At 35.9% G+C, this 24,209-nt stretch carries 22 protein-coding genes and 1 pseudogene; 16 read left to right on the forward strand and 7 right to left on the reverse strand.

What is annotated here, in order from left to right; genetic code table 11:
* The first annotated feature begins 109 nt into the window (after positions 1-109).
* Both P700755_RS01085 and P700755_RS01090 read left to right on the forward strand, forming a co-directional pair.
* Positions 110-418 (forward strand): winged helix-turn-helix transcriptional regulator, encoded by a 309-nt coding sequence (locus P700755_RS01085; RefSeq protein ID WP_015022906.1) that lies wholly within the window; start codon positions 110-112, stop codon positions 416-418.
* Between the two features lie 78 nt (positions 419-496).
* Positions 497-1,696 (forward strand): outer membrane beta-barrel protein, encoded by a 1,200-nt coding sequence (locus P700755_RS01090; RefSeq protein ID WP_015022907.1) that lies wholly within the window; start codon positions 497-499, stop codon positions 1,694-1,696.
* A gap of 81 nt (positions 1,697-1,777) precedes the next feature.
* Here the strand turns inward: P700755_RS01090 and P700755_RS01095 are convergent, their stop codons facing one another.
* Positions 1,778-2,449 carry a hypothetical protein gene (locus tag P700755_RS01095; protein WP_015022908.1) on the reverse strand — a complete coding sequence of 224 codons (672 nt, stop codon included), beginning with the start codon at positions 2,447-2,449 and terminating at the stop codon, positions 1,778-1,780.
* A gap of 339 nt (positions 2,450-2,788) precedes the next feature.
* Complete coding sequence (locus tag P700755_RS01100; RefSeq protein WP_245535984.1) at positions 2,789-3,244, reverse strand: gamma-glutamyltransferase; 456 nt, start codon at positions 3,242-3,244, stop codon at positions 2,789-2,791.
* A 690-nt stretch (positions 3,245-3,934) separates the two neighbouring features.
* Here P700755_RS01100 and P700755_RS01105 point away from each other — a divergent pair.
* Positions 3,935-4,696: a hypothetical protein gene (locus tag P700755_RS01105; protein ID WP_041758100.1), complete on the forward strand. Its 762-nt coding sequence runs from the start codon at positions 3,935-3,937 to the stop codon at positions 4,694-4,696.
* A 123-nt stretch (positions 4,697-4,819) separates the two neighbouring features.
* Here P700755_RS01105 and ggt read toward each other — a convergent pair whose 3' ends face one another.
* Complete coding sequence (ggt, locus tag P700755_RS01110) at positions 4,820-6,556, reverse strand: gamma-glutamyltransferase (RefSeq protein WP_015022910.1); 1,737 nt, start codon at positions 6,554-6,556, stop codon at positions 4,820-4,822.
* Between the two features lie 172 nt (positions 6,557-6,728).
* A pseudogene (locus P700755_RS18965) lies at positions 6,729-7,977 on the reverse strand (IS4 family transposase).
* A 727-nt stretch (positions 7,978-8,704) separates the two neighbouring features.
* Here P700755_RS18965 and P700755_RS01125 point away from each other — a divergent pair.
* On the forward strand, positions 8,705-9,271 hold the full coding sequence (locus tag P700755_RS01125) for a type 2 periplasmic-binding domain-containing protein (RefSeq protein WP_015022911.1): 567 nt from the start codon (positions 8,705-8,707) through the stop codon (positions 9,269-9,271).
* Positions 9,272-9,339: 68 nt separating this feature from the next.
* On the opposite strand, the gene P700755_RS01130 is transcribed toward P700755_RS01125, so the two are convergent.
* The 3 genes from P700755_RS01130 to P700755_RS01140 all read right to left on the reverse strand — a co-directional run bounded on the left by P700755_RS01130 (position 9,340) and on the right by P700755_RS01140 (position 12,697).
* On the reverse strand, positions 9,340-10,563 hold the full coding sequence (locus P700755_RS01130; RefSeq protein WP_015022912.1) for an Nramp family divalent metal transporter: 1,224 nt from the start codon (positions 10,561-10,563) through the stop codon (positions 9,340-9,342).
* Complete coding sequence (locus P700755_RS01135) at positions 10,560-11,666, reverse strand: DUF2891 domain-containing protein (RefSeq protein ID WP_015022913.1); 1,107 nt, start codon at positions 11,664-11,666, stop codon at positions 10,560-10,562. Before P700755_RS01135 ends, P700755_RS01130 begins: the two co-directional genes overlap by 4 nt.
* A gap of 83 nt (positions 11,667-11,749) precedes the next feature.
* A complete protein-coding gene (locus tag P700755_RS01140) occupies positions 11,750-12,697 on the reverse strand; it encodes a calcium/sodium antiporter (RefSeq protein WP_015022914.1) in 948 nt (315 codons plus the stop codon).
* Between the two features lie 102 nt (positions 12,698-12,799).
* Here P700755_RS01140 and P700755_RS01145 point away from each other — a divergent pair, with 102 nt between their 5' ends.
* From P700755_RS01145 to P700755_RS01200, 12 genes are all read left to right on the forward strand, one after another.
* Positions 12,800-13,552, forward strand: a complete 753-nt coding sequence (locus tag P700755_RS01145; RefSeq protein WP_015022915.1) for an SDR family NAD(P)-dependent oxidoreductase — start codon at positions 12,800-12,802, stop codon at positions 13,550-13,552.
* Between the two features lie 1,119 nt (positions 13,553-14,671).
* The gene (locus tag P700755_RS18570; protein WP_051007915.1) at positions 14,672-15,028 is read left to right on the forward strand and encodes a TolB family protein; all 357 of its coding nucleotides are present in this window, start codon (positions 14,672-14,674) and stop codon (positions 15,026-15,028) included.
* An 84-nt stretch (positions 15,029-15,112) separates the two neighbouring features.
* Positions 15,113-15,301 (forward strand): type II toxin-antitoxin system HicA family toxin, encoded by a 189-nt coding sequence (locus P700755_RS01155; protein ID WP_015022916.1) that lies wholly within the window; start codon positions 15,113-15,115, stop codon positions 15,299-15,301.
* 4 nt (positions 15,302-15,305) lie between these two features.
* A complete protein-coding gene (locus P700755_RS01160) occupies positions 15,306-15,701 on the forward strand; it encodes a helix-turn-helix domain-containing protein (protein WP_015022917.1) in 396 nt (131 codons plus the stop codon).
* A 213-nt stretch (positions 15,702-15,914) separates the two neighbouring features.
* Positions 15,915-16,139 (forward strand): hypothetical protein, encoded by a 225-nt coding sequence (locus tag P700755_RS01165; RefSeq protein WP_015022918.1) that lies wholly within the window; start codon positions 15,915-15,917, stop codon positions 16,137-16,139.
* A 492-nt stretch (positions 16,140-16,631) separates the two neighbouring features.
* Positions 16,632-16,838, forward strand: coding sequence for a helix-turn-helix domain-containing protein (locus tag P700755_RS01170; protein WP_157609233.1), 207 nt, complete (start codon positions 16,632-16,634; stop codon positions 16,836-16,838).
* A complete protein-coding gene (locus P700755_RS01175; protein ID WP_015022921.1) occupies positions 16,838-17,161 on the forward strand; it encodes a HipA N-terminal domain-containing protein in 324 nt (107 codons plus the stop codon). The genes P700755_RS01170 and P700755_RS01175 overlap by 1 nt, the downstream gene beginning before the upstream one ends.
* An 83-nt stretch (positions 17,162-17,244) precedes the next feature.
* Positions 17,245-18,147 (forward strand): type II toxin-antitoxin system HipA family toxin, encoded by a 903-nt coding sequence (locus tag P700755_RS01180; protein WP_157609234.1) that lies wholly within the window; start codon positions 17,245-17,247, stop codon positions 18,145-18,147.
* Between the two features lie 498 nt (positions 18,148-18,645).
* The gene (locus P700755_RS01185; RefSeq protein ID WP_015022924.1) at positions 18,646-18,885 is read left to right on the forward strand and encodes a hypothetical protein; all 240 of its coding nucleotides are present in this window, start codon (positions 18,646-18,648) and stop codon (positions 18,883-18,885) included.
* 236 nt (positions 18,886-19,121) lie between these two features.
* Complete coding sequence (locus P700755_RS01190; protein ID WP_015022925.1) at positions 19,122-19,598, forward strand: DUF6155 family protein; 477 nt, start codon at positions 19,122-19,124, stop codon at positions 19,596-19,598.
* 860 nt (positions 19,599-20,458) lie between these two features.
* Positions 20,459-20,950, forward strand: coding sequence for a DoxX family protein (locus tag P700755_RS01195; RefSeq protein ID WP_015022926.1), 492 nt, complete (start codon positions 20,459-20,461; stop codon positions 20,948-20,950).
* A gap of 552 nt (positions 20,951-21,502) precedes the next feature.
* Positions 21,503-22,966, forward strand: a complete 1,464-nt coding sequence (locus P700755_RS01200; protein ID WP_015022927.1) for an aminoacyl-histidine dipeptidase — start codon at positions 21,503-21,505, stop codon at positions 22,964-22,966.
* Positions 22,967-24,209: the final 1,243 nt, after the last annotated feature.

The raw sequence follows: 24,209 nt of genomic DNA on the forward strand, positions 1-24,209 counted from the left end.
TAAAGTGCAAATTAAGGATATATTCACCTCTTAAACAATATGTTACCTAAATGTTATATAGGGTACTAAACGAGTTAATTGCTGATAATCAATACGTTAAAATTTAAGAATGTCTAAAATTTTTTGTCCTTTACACCTCACAATGCAGATCATCGGTACAAAGTGGAAACCGCTAGTATTATTTCACCTTTTAGACGGACCGCTTCGGTCTGGGATCCTGCAAAAAAAAATTCCTGAAATTTCTATTAAAATGTTTACCCAGACGGTTCGCGAATTGGAAAGAGATGGGCTTATCCAAAGAACGGTCTATCCAGAAGTCCCCCCCAGAGTCGACTACACCCTAACTCCAGAAGGACAATCACTAGACTCTATTTTAAAAAGCCTGGACACCTGGGGAAGAGAGCGATTTAGTTCATAGGCATTAAAAATAGTAACTTGGATAATGCATTTGCATACCAGATGTGACACATTAATTTTTTGAACTAAACTTTTTTTTATGAAATACGTACTCATTACATTCCTAGTATTTTTATATGGTCTAAAGTCCTATACGCAAACCACATTTAAACCTGGCTATTATATCACACCCCATCAAGACACCATACAAGGTTTGATTAAAGACTATGACTGGAGAGGAAACCCAGATCAAATTAATTTTAAGGCTTCTAAAAATGGGGCTGAGAGAACTCTTTTGGCCAAAGACATTCTTCTCTTTGAAATTCTAGACTCATCAAGATACGTTTCTGTTAACGTGGATATAGACACATCAGATGATAAGCTTACAGAACTTGATAACACTAGAACACCCAATTTTGTTAACCAACGCCTTTTCTTAAAAACACTCTTAGCGAGTGAGGACGCTTCGCTTTATAATTACTCTGAGGGAAGTTATATCAAATACTTTTACAAGATGGATCAAGGCCCTATTCAGCAATTGATCTATAAGAAATACCTAAACAAATTCAAAAAAGTTAGAGAAAATAATAATTTTCGCCAGCAGCTATTAAACGCCTTAAAGTGTGAAGAAGTTTCAGAATCCAAGCTGAAAAATCTAGAGTATAAAGAAAAAGAAATCACAGAATTGTTTAAGATATACAATTCTTGTAAGGTCGCTTCCTATATAACCTATGAGCGACCGAAGTCTGAACAGAGTTTTTTCCTCTCTATTCGTCCAGGAATTCAAATAGCCTCTCTATCCACAGACGGGCAAATTAGCTCACAAAACACTTCATTTGATTCGGAATTTAGTTTTAGGATAGGACTCGAAGCAGAGCTTATTTTACCTTTCAACAATCAAAAATGGTCTCTAATTTTAGAGCCTACCTATTATAACTATTCATCTAGGAAAGACAAGGAGACCTTCCTAACCGATAGCTATAGAGAAGTCGATTACACCGCTATTGAAATTCCCTTTGGAGTGAGGTACTACCTGTTCTTTAGTTCAAATTTACAAGTTTTTTTCAATGCAGGATTTACCTATGCAATTGCTTTTGACTCTGAAATTGGAGGAACCACGGGACCTAGACTAGATATAGGATCTGAATTCAATTTTTTTTTAGGACTTGGCTTAAGAGTCAAAGACCGTTATAGTTTTGAAATTCGTTATCAATCAAGTCGTGATTTTTTGGGTGACTATTTTATAAGAACCTCAAATTATTCTTCAATTTCATTTGTGCTGGGATATCGTTTTTTATAGATGCATTTCCTTTTAAAATATCACAAAAAGTCCTGTGCATAAAAAGTGTTATTTGCCTTTAAGCCTGAAAAGCCATAAAATTTAATCCAATTGATACTGAACACCAAACACCGGAAATTTGGCAAAGTTTCGAAGTGGATTACTAAACCCAAAATCACTCCTATCTTCAAAATTGGGGTCACTGGAATAAAAATAAACCAGATCTCTAAAGGTGAAAGATAACCACCAGTTTTCGAGTAATTTTAAAGTAAGTCCGATGTCGTTATAAGCATTTATATACCCGTTTGACTCAAAGCGATTGGATTCTAAGAAGTTTTGATTTGCTCCGACTTGAGTAAAAACAGATATCATAGGTGTGATTTCAAGATAGTACCGAAAATAAGTTCCAAACTGATAATTATTTAAATTAACCTGTTGGTTGCTTTCTTTTATTTCATAATCTAAATATCCAACACCTACATTGAAACCCACAAAAAAATTCCTTGCCAAACTGTAGTTGATATTGAATAGCATTTGAAGTTTTATAGCATCTTCGAAAGTAGGCTCCTGTTCTAAACTCAAAGAATTGTCTACTATCGCCAAATCACTCCACAGATAAGAGAGCCCAATTTGAGATTCTACATACCACTGCTTCGCCTCAAACCCCTTGGTACTTTGAGCATTGGAAAAGTTAGTGAATACTAGGAAAAGACATAAAACCCATCCATAACAATTTAGGTTTAAAATAAGTTTACGATTCTTATTACAATTCAAAGGCTATGTTTCTAATATTTATCTAGAGTTTTACTAATTTACGAAAAAGTTATAAATATGACTTCCATTTTATAATGAGTAGATCTTTTTCCCTTCAAGTAGAAAGAAAAACATGTTACATCGATCTAAGGCCCTTTTATTTAAAATCCGTCAAAAACCAACACCAAACTACTAAGACTTAGAAATATCAGGAGGGGTTATTATTTATGATGTAAACTAAAATTTTCATTAAAAAAATACCTTTCACAACTGGAAATGAGAAATAATTATTTTAAAAAATTTTCTGTCCTGTAATAGTATACAAATCATAGCAAGATTAAACTAGAGACCATAAGTCTATTAGCCAGCTGCTTGACCATCCACTCTAGATTCTGAAGTGCCTAAATACACTCCGTTTTTATAATCGCTCATAATGCCTTTGTTCCTTCCAAAAAAGCTATTCCCCACTTCAACTTGGTGTCCTTTTGCTCTAAGTTGGCGCACAACTAAGTAAGGAATTCCAGACTCTAAGTTCACTTGATCAGTGGTGCTCAATGTGTCCGTGAGTTTCCCTGTAGGTTCCGATGATCCTGAATGATCCCATCGCGCAGCATCACCAGCCTCTTGTACATTCATTCCAAAATCAATGATATTGATTAAAATACTTAAATGTCCTATGGGTTGATAAGCCCCTTGCATGTTTCCATAACTGAAAAATGGCTTGTCATCCTTCATAACAAACCCTTGTATAATCGTGTAAAAAGGATGCTTTCCTGAGACATATACATTAGGGTGCTTGAAGTCGGTAGAAAACAATTCACCTCGATTTTAAAGCTAAATCTAAGCCCAGGCACTACAAAATCAGTTCCATTCCTCTAAAATTACTTTGTATTAAAGGCAGCATATTGCCTTCACTATCAGCAGTGGTCGATTATTCTGTGTCTCCATTTTCAATGACCTCAACACCAATGCTAACCTCTTTTATCGCGTGTTATCTATAAAATTTTCTGCGAACTCCTAGCAGAAAGACCCCACTCTTCCTCTTTATCAAGTTTGAAATAAATCGACTTTAATTTTCTTTTGTTGATTATTGACCTAAATATTTATGCCATTTACAAGTTTATTCTTACCGCAACATTTATCATTGGTTCATCAAACTGCTTAAATGAAACTAAAAACGGTTCATTTTAGGCTGTAATTGACCTCAATATTCGATTTCTGAAATTAATAATTCTAAATGTCATGTTTGACATCGCGATGCTGAGAATGAGAAATTTAGTAACATATATAAGTATCTGGATTTTCAGATGGAAGGACCTACCTTTTCCTCCCGCATTACTTGATTTTGCTTATTTCTAGAATGCTTCTTACTGGCCAAGATGGCGGTTGATCGTTAAGGGCTTATGATGGCATAGGAATAATAAATAACGTTCATGGTTTAACGAATTTTTAAGGAATTACACCATGCTCTATTTCCTTTTTTTCAATATATTATCTTAGAAAACAATGATCAAAAAAGTTTCCATTTTTAGCTTGATAATTAGCATTTTTATGTCATTTCCTTCAGTTTTTGCTCAGACTACTTCAATAACCGTTCGCGCTAAAGCGAAAGATGCCAAATTTATAGGCACTTCTATTGGCGGTGCACAAATTATCATAAAGAACGCCAGTACCGGGGAAATTTTGGCCGAAGGAATCACATCTGGAAGCACTGGTGATACCGAAAAAATCATGAAAACCCCGCTTAAACGTGGTGAGTCAATGACAGATGATAAAACAGCCGGCTTTACTGCCAATTTAGACCTAAAAGAACCCGTTTTTGTAACCGTTGAAGCCTATGCACCAGTGCTCAAAAAACAGGCCGCAGTGCTTAGTTCTACCCAATTATGGCTCATTCCGGGTAAGAATATAGAAGGCGAAGGTCTTGTTCTGGATATTCCAGGTTTTGTGGTCGATATTCTGAGTCCACAGACGCATGAAGGCATTTACGCCGGCGGTGAACTAGTGCTTAAAGCAAATGTGGTCATGATGTGCGGCTGCCCCACTTCCCCAGACGGAATCTGGGATGCCAATCACTACGAGGTAAAAGCATTGATCCAGAGCGATACCGGAAACAGAACAGAAGTTGAACTTAAATTTGCAGATAAACAGAGCACTTTTTCCGCAACTACCTCCTTAGAAGAAGGGATTTATCACATCAGTATCTATGCCTATGATCCCAAAACTGGCAACACAGGGCTTGATCAGACTTCAGTGATCATTAAATAAAATAATCTTGAAATAAGCTTTTGTAAGGAATCCTCAAAAAACGGAATCTATTTTTTGATTTCGCTTTCTTCTGTCCTGCAATAGTATACAAATCGTAGCAAGATTAAACTAGAGACCATAAGTCTAGTAACCAGCTGCTTGGCCATCCACTCTAGATTCTGAAGCACCTAAATACACTCCGTTTTCATAATCGCGCATAATACCTTGGTACCTTCCAAAGAAGCTATTTCCCACTTCTACTTTGTGTCCTTTTGCCCTAAGTTGACGCACAACTTCGTAAGGAATTCCAGACTCTAAGTTCACTTGACCAGTGGTACTCAATTTGTCCGTGAGTTTCCCTGTAGGTTCCGATGATCCTGAATGATCCCATCGTGCTGCATCACCGGCCTCTTGTACATTCATTTCAAAATCAATGATATTGGTTAATATACTGATATGTCCTATGGGTTGATAAGCCCCTCCCATGTTTCCATAGCTAAAAAACGGCTTGCCATCTTTCATCACAAACCCTGGTATAATCGTGTGAAAAGGACGCTTTCCCAGGGCATATACATTAGGGTGCTTGGAGTCGGTAGAAAACAATTCACCACGGTTTTGAAAGCTAAATCCAAGCCCAGGTACTACAAAACCAGTTCCCATCCCTCTAAAATTACTTTGTATTAAAGACACCATATTGCCTTCACTATCAGCAGTGGTCAAATACACAGTGTCTCCATTTTCAATGACCTCAACACCAGTGCTAACATCTTTCATTGCGGTTTCACCAATCAGCTTTCTACGTTCAGCGGCATATTCTTTTGAGAGCAAAACATCATAAGGCACCTCTTGGAAATCAGGATCTGCGTAATGCTTGGCTCTGTCTTCGTAAACCAGCTTTTTGGTTTCTATAAAAGCATGTAAGGTTTCTACTGTACCATACCCCATAGACTTCAAATCATAGCCTTCCAAAATATTCAGCATTTGTAAAACGGCTGTTCCTTGGACATTCCCCCCAACTTGATAAACGTCATAACCTCTGTAGTTGGTTGTAACAGGTTCCACCCATTCAGAACGGTGATTTTCAAAATCTGTATAGCGTAGATAGCCCTTATTTTTTACCATCCATTTATCTATCTTTATTGCGATCTCGCCATTATAAAAAGCATCTCTTCCCTTTTTCGCCAACACTCTTAGCGTGCTTCCAAGATCGGGATTCTTAAAGATTTCACCTTTGTGAGGGCCACGACCGTCAATAGTGAATGTGCTTTCAAAAGCTCCTGGCTGAGTTTTTAAAAAGGGGACACTACGCCTCCATCCAGCAGAAATAGCTTCTGTTACAGGAAATCCATTTTCAGCATAGTGAATTGGAGATTTGAGAATTTCTTCCATCGGTAGAGAGCCAAATTTTTTATGCAACTCAAACCAACCATCTACAGCGCCTGGCACAGAGATAGAAAGTAAATGATAAGGAGGAATACTTTCCTCGTCGATTTCATCTAATTCTTTTAGTAGATCGTCATAAGACAAGCCCAAAGGTGAACGCCCACTGGCATTTAAAGCATAGAGCTTTTGAGTTTTCTCATGCCAGACAATAGCAAATAAATCACCTCCAATGCCGTTCCCTGTCGGTTCCATAAGGCCTGTAGCGGCATTTGCAGCTATCGCCGCATCTATAGCGTTGCCACCTTGCTTTAAAATATCCAATCCAATTTGAGTGGCTAAAGGATGACTTGTCGCTACCATCCCATTTTGTCCTATAACTTCAGATCTTGACGCAAAATTAAGCCCATCAGCTTCCCTATCGCCTTGAGCATAAGTATGGTAAGTTATTAGGATCAGTAGAGTTGTTAATAGACTTAGGGGTTTGAGATATGGATTCATAAGATTAATTTTTTTAAATATAAAGCAATAAATTTTTAACGTAAATCTAATTGTCAATTTATAAATTCTAGAGCTGATACCTTTTTTCTATTTTTATCACTAGCGTCCGAAAGTTTTTAGAAAGAAGTAAAAAACATGTCTCTACCCCAATGTTTACATTAAAAAGCTCACTTTACCCAGAAAATAAGTCCCTCTCTAACACTAATACTTTTTGTGGTGAAATCGTCACTTTACGAACACCTTCTCTGACTTCATTGCACACATAGTCTAGTGATAGGTAGTGATACAAGCAAAATCTCACTTTTTCTGTCAAATTAGAAAAAGCAACTGCTTTTTTGGAAATAGTTCGTTTTATAAGCTCTAAAAGTAGATAATTTATCAGCGCTACATATATTTGTGATTTTACTGCATTTTCACTGGTTCCCCAGAATGTTTTTACTTGTAGATTTTGCTTTAAAGCTTTAAAGAACAATTCAATATCCCAACGTTTCTTATACAATGCTGCAATGGTATTGTATTCCCAATCAAGTTGGTTGGTAATAATGGCAATTACTTTGTTTTCATCTTCTTTATAAACATGTACCAATCTTAGTTTATGCTCTGAAATACCCGTTTCTATCGCCCTATCTGAGGTAAGTTGTATTATTTCATCTTTAAGAATATGTTGGTCAACATCATCAGCAAGCTCTAGCTCTTCTATCGTTTCATACAAAGTGTTGGACTTAATTCTAGTAACAAATACATTTTCTGCTTTTATTCTATTGAGCATTAATTCAAAATCGAAATAAGCTCTGTCTTCAACTATAATCGTGTCTTTAGTGAAAATTAGTTGCTTTAATCCATATCTGTCATGAACCTTTGCTTCTGTTATATTTACTACATCGGGTATCATTAAATTATAATCCCAACTAGTGTGCAATTTAATACCTCCTTTAGCTGTCCGTCCCGATAGCGATCGGGACTGCCCAATCAAACATAGCCAAACACAGTGAAATCGTTGAGCTATCTATTAGTTTAACTACCTTGCCCTTAATCTCTTCTATAATATGGGTGTTGTGATGCTGTTTTAGCACCGATTTATAGTGACTTAATAAACGATAATACAAGCTCTCAAACACCTGCCAGTCACGCTTTTTATTGCCATCGCTCATTGTAGAACGAGCAGGGCTTTGGCTTAAACCTAAGTCGTTTATAAAAATCTCGCTAACTCCAATACCTGCTGATATATCATTGAGGCTCTTGCACTTATTAAGCTGTCCGAAAGTTAAAGCAACAAACTGGTCGTAAGTTCTATATTTATGAACACCTTTATCTGTTTTGTAGGTATTGGTGCAACTTCTAAATAACCAATGGGGTACTAAATCTAAAATTTGTCGAATGACTAGTTTATTGTTATTTTTGTTTCGCCTGAAGAGTCCCATATTTGAAAAGTTTTTGGTAGAACTCAAAAATACGTGATTCTGAGGGCTTTTTAAAATCCCGACTTTCGGATGCTAGTGTATTTTTATGTTAGATTATCTTTGGAGTAAAAATGAAATAAATTGAATGAAAAATTTAGTTTAGAAGATTCCTTCATTTTTTTAATGTTAAACATTAGGCTTACTTTGTAAAAAATTAAAACACGCTAAAATCAATCTTTCTTATATGTATTCCACGATGCTTATTCTCCTAACTATTCATTTTATACCAAATTAGACCTATAATGACGCAATAAATCGTTTCTTTTTAGCCTGCTTTTCATCAAAAATAATTACCGTAGCTAAGGCTATGCTAGTTATTTTTGATTTCAATCAATCAAAAAACTTGTGCTGAGCTACGTCGTAGTATAATTCAATTTATTCATACGGCATTATAAATATAATTTGGTATTAAAACTCTCTAGTTCTGATAAAACACACTCACTCTAAAATAGATATCTTAACTGTTGATTTCTGGAATGGCAACCGGTCAGAGATTAGACAAGATTATGAAAGGGAAGTTCTAGAAGCTGTTCTTGAGGCTACAACTTTAGAATTTGGACCTTGGGAAATTTCAGAAAGTCGAGCTGACTATCCCGGAAAAGAGGAATCGCTTGCTTTTAGTAAAAAAAATCATGATCTCCTAGTCACTATTGCCGGTAACCAGAAGTTTAAGCCTGAAGATATCCTTATGATTTCTAAACCCCTTGCTAGAAATTTATTGGGGTATCGCATTCTTATAATTAAAGACAAGGATACCTTTAAGTTTAAAGAGGCAAATTCAAAAGACATAAAACAGCTAACGCTAGGTATTCCAGAAACATGGAGCGATGCCGATATTTTTAGAACTAACGAATTTAAAGTAAGTGAAAAAGGGAGTTTTGATGACGTTTTTAATAGGCTAGTATCTGGAGAATTTGACTACACTACTTTTGGTGCAAATGAAGTGGAAAGCATTTTTAAAAACAGAGCTTCTCAACACGCTGACTTAAGCATAGAAAATAGCCTGATGTTTTTTTATCCGTTCCCTTTGGTGTTTTATATCAATCCCGAACAACCGCAATTAGCCGTGCGTGTTGAAAAAGGTCTAGAAAATATAGAAAATAATGGAGTCTTAAGTGGTATTTTTGATTCTTATTACAAGCTTTTAATTGAGGATTTGAATTTAAAACACAGAAAAATAATATCCCTAAATAATCCATTAATTCCCGATGAGTTTGCTGATTTGAAGCCAGATTTAAAATCATTAAGTCTTTAGTGGGTATATCTAATTTACTTTAGATAAAAAACTTTGCTACTGATAAAATCTAAAGTTTATAAAACCTTCTACCCGTTAAACATCATAAAAAAACTCTTTAAACTCAAAAACAGGCAAAACAAGATAATCAGAAGGCCTACTAAGTTTTGAATCCAAGTGTTTTTATGTTCTCCCATCAACTTTTGGTTGGAGACTATCACCAAAAGTAAAACGGCGATAAAGGGCAGTAAAATCGCATTGCTCACTTGGGCGATTTGGATGAGTTGAATCGGATTGATCCCCAAAGACGAAAAGAAAACGCCGAGAAAAAGGATACCTCTCCACGTCCATTTAAATTTTGGATGGGAGGTGCTCACCTTCCAACCCAAACATCCTCTTAAAACATAAGCTGCTGCCAAAGCGGCGGTTAATGTTGAAGTAATCCCTGCCGCAAACATACCAAAGCCCAATAGATACTTAGCATAAATCCCATACAAGGGCTCGAGTGTTTCTGCCATATCCAAAATAGAAAGCAACTCCTGCTTAGGTAACCTGGAAGCGGCAACGACCACCGCTATGGAAACTAAACCTCCGAGACCTATAGCTATAGCCGAATCCCATCGGGCTGACTTTAATCCTTTTAGACCCTTCCATTTTTCCTGAACAATAGACGAGTGTAAAAACAAATTATACGGAACAATCGTGGTTCCCACTATCGCCAAAAGAGTGGTTAAAGATTCTGAAGGCATTTTAAATAAAACCAATCCTTTTAGTAAAGCTGTATAATCTGGTTGGGTTATGACTGCGGTTGCCAAAAAAGATAGACTCATCAACACGACCAATACTATTAAGATGCTTTCAATTTTTTTATAAGAATTCAAATTCAGAATAAAAAAGCAAATGGTTCCAATGACAACTGGCAAATAATCCACTTGGAAATTACCAAAATGGATTTGGGTGTCTGCATAGATGACGGAGAAGCCCATCACAGCTCCACTTATGTTTCCTGCTTCATAAGCTGCATTTCCAAAAACAATAGCAAGAACCACCAAAAGCATTAGAATTCCTTTTAGTAAAGGATGCTTTACCACATGCCGCATAGCCGTTCCCAGATCTTTTTGAGTTACCAAACCTACCCGAGCAGACATATTTTGTAAAACGATCGTGGCAAGTATAGACAATGCTAATGCCCAAATCAAATCCATCCCAAACGTCACCCCTGCAATGGAACAGATGGTAATAGTCCCGGGACCTATAAAGGCAGCAGCCACAAAAGTGCCAGGACCAAAGTATTTTGAAAGACGTTTAATCATTCTGGGCGTTTGTCTAGGGCATATAAAGCAAAAGTCCCTAACCAATGTGACCCCTCGTAAGTATCTCCAAAAAGATGAGGATAGGCCTTTACAAAATGCTTATCACCAGTAGTTTTAAGATGATACAAAGCTTCATACCGATTGGCTAATTTGTATAAATTCCAAGCTCGACTAAAGTTTAAACCCTCCAGATGCACCAACTTGCCATCACTCCTATCGCTCACCTCAGCGACCTCAAGACTAAAGTATTTTGAGAATAGACTTGGCATAAAAGCTCTAGCCCGAGACTCAAATTCCTGTTCTGGTAGAATCTTACTCATCAAAGAAACTTCCTCAAGACAAGGCGACAGAAAATCATAGCCACTAGGTTCCCAAGTTAAGGGACAGCCTCTATCCTTTAGGTAAAAATCTTTAGAACGCTTAATAATTAGGGCTTTAATCTCAGCCTTTTCAAAAGTCTCTGCATAATCTAAAGTGAGTGACAAGGCAAAAGCAGTATTGGGGTGCTCCCCTACTCGTACCGGATAAACAAGCTTAGGCAAAAACTCAATCATTTTAGTTTCCAACACCTCTACCAATGGCATTATAGTGTTTAACCAGACCTTAGCTTGAGGATCTTCCCAGGTCTTCAGTTCTTTAGCAAGAGTAAACAACCACGCCCAACCGTAAGTTCTTTCAAAATTTTTATTATGTTCAGTTTCAAAGAATTCTATTTCTTTTTCTATGTTTTCCTTAGTGAGGCGTTCAGAAAGGGCAGATCGGATGGAGTCTCCTTGCTTAAGCTCTGGGAACTGTTTTAGCAATTTTACAAGCGACCACTGGCTATGCACTGCAGAATGCCAATCGAAACAGCCATAAAAGGCAGGGCGTAATTCTTTAGGCCTTGCTAAATCATCTTCAGAACCCAAAACTTGGCCTAACTTATTTGGAAACTCTTGAGTGATGCACTCCAAAGGGAGTTCCACTAACTTTTCGGCCTCGGCGATGCTAAATTCAATAAAATTTTTATTCTCAAAAGGAGATTTACTTCCACCCTCTTGTTTTGGAGAATCTTGGCAACTCCATAAGGTTATAGAAAGAATAGATATCCAAATAAACTTCATAAGCCGTTTTTATGGCCAAGATAATAAATTGAAGTAGAATACCTTTCATAGAATAAATCTAGGCTTTAAGTAAAAACACCTTATCAAAAAAGCATATACAGAGTATACCCTACAAAACTAAAGATAAGCACCAAAGCTTCCCACCTATCCAGACGTTTAGCTTTTCCCATAAACATAGCTATAAACAAGAAAACGCTACCGCCTAGCAACACAAATAGATCTAAGTTGAAGGAGGAATTATAGGCTATAGGATGAATCAAGGCGGAAATAGGAACTATAAGCAGCACATTAAAAATATTAGAGCCTATGACATTGCCAATGGCGATATCAGCATTGTTTTTAAGGGCTGCAACAACTGAAGTGACAAGCTCTGGCAAAGAAGTCCCCGCCGCCACAATAGTGAGCCCTATTACTTTATCACTCACTCCAAAACTCATTGCTATGTCGGTAGCGCTAGTGACCACCAAATGTCCGCCCAAAACCAAACCGCCGAGGCCGAGTACCATAAAGCTTATCATTTTGATAGTGGGGTAGATCTTTTCAGGTGGAATATCTTCAGAAGACTCTTTTGCTAAGCCTTTATAAATATAAAACATAAAGCCAGCAAATAAGACCAACAACAGTAGAGCATCTACTCTGGAGACCGAGGCTACCTCAGCTCCCAATAGTGCATTGGAGAGAACAAAAAGAATAGCAACTACCCCTAGAGAAATAGGGATCTCGATCCAGACCATTCCTTTTTGAACGGTAATAGGTTTAAGGAGGGCTACCAAACCCAGAGTAATAAACAAGTTGAAGTTGTTACTCCCTATCACATTGCCCAAAATCAAGTCGGATTGTTGATTTAAGGAAGCCGCCGAACTCACCACCAACTCAGGGGCTGATGTTCCAAAAGCCACAATGGTCAAACCAATAGCCAGATCGGACATTTTAAGGCGTTTAGCTAAAGCCGAAGCCCCTTTCACCAAAGCATCTGCTCCAAAAATGAGAAGGACAAAGCCCAGAATAATCCAAAGTAAAGCCACAATCATACAGGTCAATTTATAGAACAAATGTAAAAGCAATTACAATCTGTTGTTCGAGTTTCACCCAAAATCTTTACAAAGAATTCCTATCTTTAACCCAAAAAATATATGACACCTATAGCCTTTATAACAGGAGCCACAAGCGGCATTGGCCTAGCCACTGCCCATAGATTTTCTAAAGAGAAATTCAAACTCATTCTTTGCGGCAGACGGGAAGATCGGCTTAAAGCCCTACAAGAAGAATTATCTGCCCATACCGAAGTGACGACCCTTTCTTTTGATGTCAGAGATCAGCCTGCCGTTCAACAAGCGATAGAAAGCTTGCCTCCAGACTTTCAAGATATCAGCATCCTTATCAATAATGCTGGTAATGCACACGGTTTAGACTTTATCCAAGATGGGGATACTGCAGACTGGGATGCCATGATAGATATCAACGTCAAAGGTCTGCTTTATGTGTCTAAGCCTATCATCCAAACTATGATCAAAAACAAAAACGGTCACATTATCAATATTGGCTCGACTGCAGGTAAGGAAGTCTATCCCAAAGGCAATATATATTGCGCAAGCAAACATGCCGTGGACGCCATCAACCAAGGGATGCGTATGGACTTATGCGAGCATGGTATTCGAGTAGGTGCCATCAATCCAGGCTTGGTAGAAACCGAGTTTAGCAAAGTCAGATTCAAAGGAGACGATGAGCGTGCCGACCAGGTTTACAAGCGTTTTAAAGCCTTGCAACCCGAGGATATTGCAGATATCATTTGGTTTACGGTGACTCGTCCTTATCACGTCAACATCGCCGATTTGGTGGTGATGCCAACTGCTCAGGCTAGTAGCACAATGATAAAAAAAAGCTAAGCATTTTCTTTTGATTTTGGGATAAGTGAGCTTCAAAGTTCTACGATATCACTAGCTTCTAACTTGGCGTTGGCCTTATGTTGGAATCTAAAGAGGTCGTTAACTTTAAAAGACAAATTCAACTATAATTTATACCAATTTGGCATTTAAATGTCGTAAAAATAAATTGAATTATACGACGACCTCACTGATCGCAGGTTTTTGGATGAATTGAAGTTAAAAATAATTAGCGTAGCCTCAGTCACGCTAATTATTTTTGATGAAAAGCAGGTGAAAAAAGCCTGTGCCGAATTCGTTTCGGTAAAATGATTTATGGCGATATTATAGGTTTAATTGGTCTAATGCTTTATTTTGATTTGGACATAAGGAAAATAAATCAAAATAAAAAGTTTTGGCTAAGTGATCAGATGAAAACGAAAAGTTTTCTTGCCTCCGCACTAAGTATAGCTAAACCCTTGGTGGCAATTTAGCCCGATGAGAAAACAGTAAAATATGAAACTATGTAAAATTTAGTACTACTCCTTTTTTTATTTTTAATAGCTTTTTTGGATATTCGCAGGTTCAGTCATCATTAGTAATATATGATTTAGAAACTAAAACGAGAACAATAGTTTTCATTGAAGAGAGTCATCTTGAAGCACCTAATTGAAGTGAAGATGGAAATCATGTTATTATTAATAGCGAAGGAAGATTATTGAAGATGAATATCACTACAAAAGTGAAATCTGAAATCAATATTGGCTTTGCTAATATGATTAATAATGATCATGGTATTTCCCCGATGGATCTCAAATAGTTATAAGCAATTTCAGAGCGCATGATATAACTAAAGAAAGCGATTGGATGATTTTTGATAACATAGATTGGCGATCTTCAGATATCTATGTATTGCCTTACTCGGGTGGAATTCCAAGACCTATCACTAACAAAGCCCTTTCATTTTGGCATGGGTAGTCACCAAACGATGAAGAACTGATCTATATTGGATTTAGAAATGGAAATTTTGATATCTTCATTATTTCTGTAGCAGGTGGAGAAGAGAAAAAATTAGCTTCTCCAAAGGATAATGTAGATGGCCCAGATTATTCCTCTGATGCAAACTATATTTATTACAACTCAATGAAGTCTGGACGTATGGAGCTATGGCGTATGCTAACAGATGGAAATGATCAAATACTAATAACAGATGATACATATTCAAATTGGTTCCCTCATCCTTCTCCTAACGGTGATGTTATTGTTTTTCTCGCCTATCTAGAAGATTTAGGGCATGATCATCCCGCTATGAAGAAAGTGGCTTTAAGGCTTTATGACATTAAGTCAAAAAAACTAAAACTTTATTTGAGTGTAAAGTTGGACAAGGAACAATCAATGTTCCTTCTTGGTCAGCTGATGGGGATAAATTTACTTTTGTATCTTATAAGTATCCTGATAGTAAGAAATAAAAAGCCACTAACGCGGTGCAGCAAATGCTAAAAATCCATTTTAGCATTTAAATTCCATTTGTAAAAAAGTAAATTATAGTTTACCTCTGGGTCTTGAAATCAAAGTGAAAACTGAATGAAATGTTCTCAACTCTACCGAGTACTGACAAAACACGGTTGGTATGCGGTTTCCCAAAAAGGTTCGCACCTAAAAATGAGATACGAGACGAAAGAGGGAATAATCATCTTTCCAAATCTCGGAAGTCAGGAAATGGGTAAGGGATTGGAAAAGAAAATTCTCAAGGACGCTGGAATTAAAAAATAAGATTATGGCCAAAAAGAAAAAAATAACAATGACCGTTGAAAAAACCGATACTGGATTTTCAGCATTTTCAGAAGATTATCCAATTTTTACGACTGGAAAATCAATTCCTGAACTGATTAACAACACTTACGAGGGAACCGAACTGCATTTTGAAGAAGAGATTGTAAAATTTGAACATAGCAACATCAAATTTGAAATCGATTTTAAGCAGTTTTTCAAATTCTACAAAGTAATTAACGCCAAATTTCTTGCAGAGAAAATTGGTATGAACGAAACATTACTATCCCAATATGTGCAGGGACATAAAAAACCATCTGCAAAACAGACAGAAAAAATATTGAGTGGAATTCACCAAATCGGACAGGAACTTTCTGGAATTAATCTGTTGCAGACTACATAAGATTCTGGAAAAAAGTTGCTACAACAAAACCATGCGTAATGTGGACTAAGGTAAAAAAACAATGGTTTGCGTATATTTATATGGTTGCGAAATTTTTTAGATTCCGCTTTATATAAGAAAAAATAAAACTGAAAGATTTCGCTAAGCGCTATGGCGGAATAGGAGTTGCTTCCCATCTCCCACACTACGCATAGCTTGGACGTTAGGAAAATTATGAGAAAGAACTTTGCAATCATTTTAATTAGTTTTTTATCAACTATTTTAAGTTCTCAAACAAAGCTGAATTTAGCGGATTTATCGACATTGGAAAATGCGAAAATCGTAGTACTTAGACTTGAAATCAATGCCACCCCCAAAAATGCTGGTAAACTTGGACAAAAATTGATGAGTAAAATCTTAAATAATAATAGCAATACAAATTATGACATTGTACCATAACAAGAAAATTATAAAAAACGACACGCCAACAAAACCTAAAAATAACCCTGCGGATAAGCAAGACTTTTTAGCCATGACGCCGGCACTTATTATTAAAATACAAGCAATATGAAATCATTAATCCTGACAATAGGAACTATCCTGATAACGGCGACCTGTGTTGACTCTTCAGATACTAATTCAGAATCGACAAAAACATTACAGCATGTTTAAATGCTGAGACTTTTAAGGCAATAAAAATCATTAAATCTATACTTTAAACAAAATGAGGATATCACAATTTGTGTTGTTATTCCCATTTTGAATGCCCTACTCTGAATATTATATTAAAATTAAATACCGCTAAATATCACATTACAATGTGATATTTAGCGGTATTTCACTCCTCTTAAACAAAATACACCCATATATCACACTAAAATATGATTTTAGACGCATTATATGTTTGTTTTCCATATATTTATATTAAAATCACATTATAGAGTTATAAAAATGGTAGGGAAAAGTGTAAAAGAGCGAAGAAAAACACTTCGAGTTACGCAGCCACAAGTCGCTGAACTTGCTGATATAAGTGTTAACACTCTTTATAAAATTGAAAGAGGACAAGCAAATCCTACTTTAGAAACATTGACTAAAGTTGCAGATGTATTAGGTATGGAAGTAATTCTTCAGGTTAAGAATTTTCAAAAACTTAAATAATGAGACAAGCTGAAATACACTTTAAAGGCGAAAAAGCTGGCTTACTAACTCAACTGGATAGTGGTCATTTTGTATATGAGTATAACGATATATGGATGGCTGACACTAGCAAATCTTCAATAAGTTTGACATTACCAAAAAGTAACACTAAGTATGAATCGGATTATTTATTTCCCTTTTTCTACAACATGCTTCCCGAAGGAACAAATAAACAAGTTGTTTGCAAGCATATGCGAATTGACACTAACGATTATTTTAGTTTACTCCTTATTACAGCTCGTTATGATACGATTGGTGCCGTTACAGTAAAGAAAGTAAATTAAGTATGAGTCTAAGAACTATAGAATATTGTCCTGGAACTCTAACTAAGGGTCATAAAACATATAGTAGAACATGTTTAAGAAGAATGTTTAATGGTCGTAAAGTAAATCATATTCTTCCATATGAGTCACCTTCAAGTAATGAAACAACTGACGATCTTTTTATTGAAAATAGAAAACGAATCTCAATATCAGGTGTACAGGAAAAGTTTTCAGTATTACTTGAGAAAAATAAGCTTCGGCTTATTGAAGAAGGTGAACGAGGTGGATATATTCTTAAATCTATTCCAAATGCTGGTAAAAATATTAATCAGATGCCAGCTAATGAACATCTTACAATGCAGATAGCTAGACAAGTTTTCACTATTGAAACTGCTGAAAATGCATTGATTTTTTTTAAAAATGGTAAACCTGCATACATAACACAAAGATTTGATGTTAAAGACGATGGCTCCAAATTAGCTATAGAAGACTTTGCTTCGTTAGCAAGTCGTACTCCCCAAACACATGGAGAGAATTATAAATATTTAGGTAACTATTTAGAAATGTTCCAATTGATGAAAGACTATTTACCTGCTTACAAGCTAGAGGCTCCCAAATTGTTTACATTAATTGTCTTTAATTATTTGTTTTCAAATGGTGATGCTCATTTTAAAAATTTCTCCCTATTAGAGACACCTTTAGGTGATTATCGATTGAGTCCTGCCTATGATTTACTTAATACTGGTATACATATAGAAGATTCAGATTTTGCATTAGATGATGGGCTAGTACCAAAAAACATAGCAGAAGAAAATGTATGGATTCAACTAAATTTATTGGCTGATAAAGCTGGACTTAATAAGAGGCAAAAAGATGATATTTTTGATAATCTACTTTCAAAATCAGAAGAAGTTGAAAATCTGATTAACGCATCATTCCTAAATGAAAAAACAATGCGAAATTATGCACAAGCATATCAAACAAGATTGAAAAGGCTTAAAAAGTGAGGCATAAAGCTAAGTACTGTGGTAAAAAAAAGTAAAATTAGTCTATTAAAAAATAAGGAAAAGGATCACAAATCAACAATTCACAATTTCACGTATTCTTTGATAAGCTTAGATTAAATGAAAAGTAAAAAGGCGAGATGAGTGAACCAATAAAGTTTCTTAAACAGAAGAGATAAAGAAGATTTTTTTTGAAGTTGAGAATACCAGAAATAGAATAAAAACCAACTTACAACAATCGCTAAAAAACATAACCAAGCTAAGAGTTTTGCGTTTTTTAAGATAGTGTTGGACTTCATTAAAAACGGTTTAGAAAAAAATAAATTCTAAATTAAAAAAATAAGAAATTGAGGGTAATTGTACGCCTCTTTCAAGAGCTTTAAATTTGCATTCAATTAGAATAGTAATAAAGTTCTGATGATAATGACATTATAATTAAAAAAGCATAAAAGATTGATCAGATTAACTCATTCAGATGAATACAAATTATAAAATAAATATATGATGTGGATAAGAACACAAGATAAAGAACAGCTGTTACAGGTTGGTAATTTTTCCTTGACCAAAAATTTAGGAGGAAAAAAAAAGTTTGCCATAGTGGGTATTATTGTTCAAAATAGTTTTTTTGGCAGTCAAAAGGTTTTAGCACTGTACGATACAAAATCCGAAGCAATCCAAGAATTAGATGGAATTCAAAAATACTTAGAAAGTAGTGATAAAAAAACTTATCAAATGAGTTAAAAGGGGAAAAATATAGTTTGTGAGAAAGATGAATTAGCAAACGATTTATTGAAGAGAATTAATAAATAACCCCAACAATGCGATGGATAATCAATTGCTTTGGCGAATGATTATCTGGAAAATTCCGCTGGAATTTTATCTAGTCCGTATTTGTTTACTAATTTAGTTACTTAATCACTCAGCTAACCATATGCATCACTTTGGAAGCAAACACAAACTGAAAATAGAACTTAAAAATGGCTTTAAATGGATTAAAAAGAGAACTGACCAAAATGGAAAAGACTGAAATTATTAAACTGATTTCAGAATTATATAAAAAAGTACCCGAAGCCAAAAACTACTTGGATATTTTCGCAACTGGAGACATTAAAGAACTTGCCGAAAAGTATAAAAAACAGATTCAAAAATATATTTACCCTAATGGCAGAAACATGGACTTACGCGAAACCGAAGCACGAAAAATAATTCGGACAGTTCGAAAAATGAAAATCACGGAATTAAACGTGGAATTAGAATTGCATTACGTAAGTTGTTGTTTAGAAATTATCAAAGATTTAGGATATTGGGACGAGAATTATTATATCGCGATAGAAAAAATGTTTGACAACGCGATAAATGGGATTTCCGAACTTGGAATGCAAGATAAGTATAACAATAAATTAATAGTGTTGTCTTCAAAAGCAAGTGAATATGGAATTGAATTAGATTATTAGCGGATGAAAGCCAATGGCTAACAAAGAACTGAGGTAAAAAACAACACTTTTCTCCATTAATCTTGAAGTCCTGTTACTCTAGACTTAGAGATTCACATTTGTGATTTTTTGAGTTTCTTTGTTGTGTTTTCCTTTTACCTATCTAGGTAAAAGGAAAAAGTACATTTCATCATAAGGCTTACCCGATTTTGCGATAGCAAAACAATGGTTGTGTAGCTTGTTGGCTTCGTCAATTAATGCTAATTTTTTACTCTTTCCTTTGCGCTACTATTCTTTCATGAAGATCCCTAAAGCCTTGTTTTAACTGACTACCTGCAGATACAACAAGTATTAAAACTACAGATAAATAATAAATTATGACGTTTTTGAAAGGACAATCTACATGAGTTTCAACATTACTAAGACAAGCTTAGTACAGGCTTAAAATTAAGGTCTAAAAGCCTCATATTGCCGATAGATATCAGAAATACAAAATCTGTGTAGAAAAGAGAGAGCACTTTTCCATAGGCTTAGGGATTGACGAGATCATAGTCTCTAGGTGTAAAGCAACCTTAATTCTCTCTTTTGTTCTTTCTGATTAATAAATAAAACTAAGTGCTTTATTTATTAATCAAACTTAAGACGTACTGTGGTATAAGACATAGCTAAAAAGTACTAAGTCGAAAGGTTTGTGCTTATTTGCAAAGACCGCCAAATATTTAATTTGACTTTTAAAAATGAAAAGTTAAAAAACAAAAAGTTAAAATTCAGTTCATGCATAATCCAAAAAGTTAGCGTCTATTTGTATACCACGTTTCATATGCTAGACGTTATCTTTAATTAAAACAACAGTTCCTGAACTTAAAATTCTAAAATTAATCATGAAAGAAATTATCAAAAAATTTAGCGGAGAAATCATTGGCAAGTTAGATGAGGGAGCTATAAAGGTTATGAAAAACTCGAGCAGCATTGCAATTCGCCTATCATTTGGTATCATATTTATTTGGTTTGGACTGTTAAAACCACTACATCTTTCACCCGCGGAAGGTTTGTTAAAGGCAACCGTAGCATGGCTTCCCTTCGGCTCTCCAGAAAATTGGTTGATAATTATTGGCTGGTGGGAAGTGGTTATTGGGATTTGCTTTCTCTTTAAAAAAACAACAAGATTAGCAATTATCCTTTTACTGACCCAGATGGTAGGAACCTTTATGCCTTTAGTTTTTCTTCCTTTAGTAACTTTTCAATCAAATAATATTTTACTTCCTACTTTAGAAGGGCAATACATCATTAAAAATTTAATAATTATTTCAGCTGCCTTGGTTCTTGGTGGTGAAATTAACAGACAAAAAAAACAGGAGATAAAATACAAATAACAGTTTAGGCTTAATTAAGCCTAAACCAACGGTGAGACCAACGGGTTTTAACGAAGAGATATCCTTTTTCTAAATATTCATCTTTCAAAACCCTTATCAGTAAAAACCAAAAAAAATGGTATTCTGCGCTTATCAAAAATGATTAAGCAGTGAATTATAATCCGTTTATTGACTTTATATATGCTCCACGTAATTGATCTTTCTATAAATTAGTTAGTGGACAAAAATCAAAAAAACCTTATTTCTAAAAAGGCTTAAACATTTTATAATGCTCAAGTAAAAAAACGAAAACAAGAAAAAAGTATAGTATTGTTTTTAAAGATATATCAATAGCTACGTCAAGCCGAGATATGAGAACAGGTGCAGACTTAAAATTATTGAATAACAGATAAAAAGTATAAAATTACCTACAATACCAAATTAAGCTAATAAATTGGGTAATCTTCTAAGATTAAAATTGAAAAGGCCTTAATCCTTGATGCAAATTTATCACTTCCTTACCATCCGTATTGAATCAAGCTTCATAACTTTGCCACAAATTAAAATTTAAGCATGAGTACATCTATAAAAGACTTGGAGCCCAAAGCTATTTGGAAAAATTTTTCAGAACTGAATGCTGTTCCGAGAGCATCTAACAAAGAAGAGCAAGTGATTCAATTTGTGCTTGACTTTGGCAAACGACTCGGACTCGATACCCAAACCGACAAAATTGGTAATGTGATCATCAAAAAATCAGCAACCAAAGGAATGGAAGATCGTAAAACAACAGTTTTGCAGTCACATTTGGATATGGTACACCAAAAAAATAATGCAACTAACTTCGATTTTTCTACCGAAGGTATCCGTATGCATGTAGATGGTGATTGGGTAAAAGCCGATGGAACCACTCTAGGTGCTGATAACGGCCTAGGAGTAGCAACCATCATGGCGATTTTGGAAAGTCAAGATGTTCCACATCCAGCTTTAGAAGCTTTATTTACTATAGATGAAGAAACGGGTATGACTGGTGCTAAAGAACTTGACGATTCTATTCTTAAAGGTGACATTCTTCTCAATCTAGACACCGAGGAAGATGATGAAATTGGAATTGGATGTGCTGGAGGCGTCGACCTTACCGCCACGCGATTTTATATCGAAGAGTCTATCCCAGAAGACGCTATCGCCTACTCTATTACCATTAATGGCTTACAAGGTGGGCACTCGGGTATGGATATCATCAAAGGACTTGCAAATGCAAATGTGCTGATGAATCGTATTCTTTATACAGCCTACATCACTGTTAGTTCTCGTATGGCAAGTATAGAAGGCGGTGGTCTTCGTAATGCCATTCCTAGGGAGAGTCATTCAACACTCATCATAAATAAGAGACATAAAAAAGAATTCGATGACACCTTGGAGAGTTTATTTAAGACGGTCCAAGAAGAATATAAGACCCTAGAGCCTCAGATGGCGTTTCACTTAGAGGAAACTGAACTGCCTAAAAAAATTATGAGTAGCGATGTGCAAGATGCTTTTTTAAAATCAATCTATGCCGCCCATAATGGAGTGTATAGAATGAGTCCAGATATCGATGGTCTGGTAGAAACCTCCAACAATATCGCTAGAATTTCCGTTGCCGATGGTAAGATAGAAATCTTGTGCTTAACGCGCTCTTCTGTCGACTCTTCCAAAGATGATCTAGTTAATTCACTATCTTCTGCCTTTGACCTTGCAGGATTTCAGGTCGAACTTTCCGGAGATTATCCAGGCTGGACACCTAATCCCGACTCGGACATCCTCAAAATTGTTGATCGAATTTACCAAGACTTAAACCATGAAAAAGCAAATGTAGCGGCGTGTCACGCTGGTTTGGAATGTGGAATTTTGGGAAGCCACTATCCTAAGATGGATATGATTTCCTTTGGCCCAACTATTCGTGGTGCCCATTCTCCAGACGAACGCGCAAGCATATCTAGTACTCAGAAGTTTTGGAAACTAACTCAAGAAGTTCTAAAACAAATCCCGAAAAAAGATTAACTATAAGGACATAACTTTCTAGTATAAAAAATCCTGTTCCTAAGTAGTGGAACAGGATTTTTTAGTTGGAATGACAACACACTAATGTCATTCTGAAGGAGTTTTTGACGACTGAAGAATCTCTCTATCTAAAGCATAAAGGTTCCTTGTTGGAATAAAAGATTCCTCGTCGAAGCAAAAACTGCTTCTCTATCGGAATGACAACACGCTGCTGTCATTCTGAAGGAGCTTTTCCCGACTGAAGAATCTTTGCCTATCGAAAACAAAGAGATTCCTCGTCGAAGCAAAAACAGCTTCTCTGTCGGAATGACAAAACGCCGCTGTCATTCTGAAGGAGTTTTTGACGACTGAAGAATCTCTCCTTTTCGAAAAGCATATAGATTCCTCGTCGAAGCAAAAACAGCTTCTCTGCCGGAATGACAAGGAGATTCCTCGTCGAAGCAAAAACAGCTTCTCTATCGGAATGACAACACGCCGCTGTCATTCTGAAAGAGCTTTTCGCGACTGAAGAATCTTTGACTGTCGAAAACAAAGAGATTCCTCGTCGAAGCAAAAAACTTCTCTGTCGGAATGACAAAACGCCGCTGTCATTCTGAAGGAGCTTTTCGCGACTGAAGAATCTATCCCTATCAAAAGCATAAAGATTCCTCGTCGAAGCAAAAAACTTCTCTGTCGGAATGACAAAACGCCGCTGTCATTCTGAAGGAGCTTTTTCGCGACTGAAGAATCTTTGCCTGTCGAAAACATAAAGGTTACGTGTTGAAAAAAAGATTCCTCGTCGAAGAAAAAAACTTCTCTGTCGGAATGAGAAAGAGATTCCTCGTCGAAGAAAAAAACTTCTCTGTCGGAATGACATTTCGAAAGTGTCATTCTGAAAGAGCATTTTGCGACTGAAGAATCTATCCCTATCTTAAGCATAAAGATTCCTCGTCGAAGCAAAAACTTCTCTGTCGGAATGACAAAACGCCACTGTCATTCTGAAGGAGCTATTTAGCGACTGAAGAATTTCTCCTTTTCGATTCCTAATCGAAGCAAAAACAGCTTCTCTACCGGAATGACAACGAGCCATTGTCATTCTGAAGAAGCTATTTAGCGACTGAAGAATCTCTTTCTATCTAAATCATAAAGGTTCCTTGTTGGAATAAAAGATTCCTCGTCGAAGCAAAAAATTTCTCTGTCGGAATGAGAAAAAGATTCCTCGTTGAAGTAAAAAACTTCTCTGTCGGAATGACATTTCGTAAGT

The organism is Psychroflexus torquis ATCC 700755 (assembly GCF_000153485.2).
Taxonomy (GTDB): Bacteria; Bacteroidota; Bacteroidia; order Flavobacteriales; family Flavobacteriaceae; genus Psychroflexus; species Psychroflexus torquis.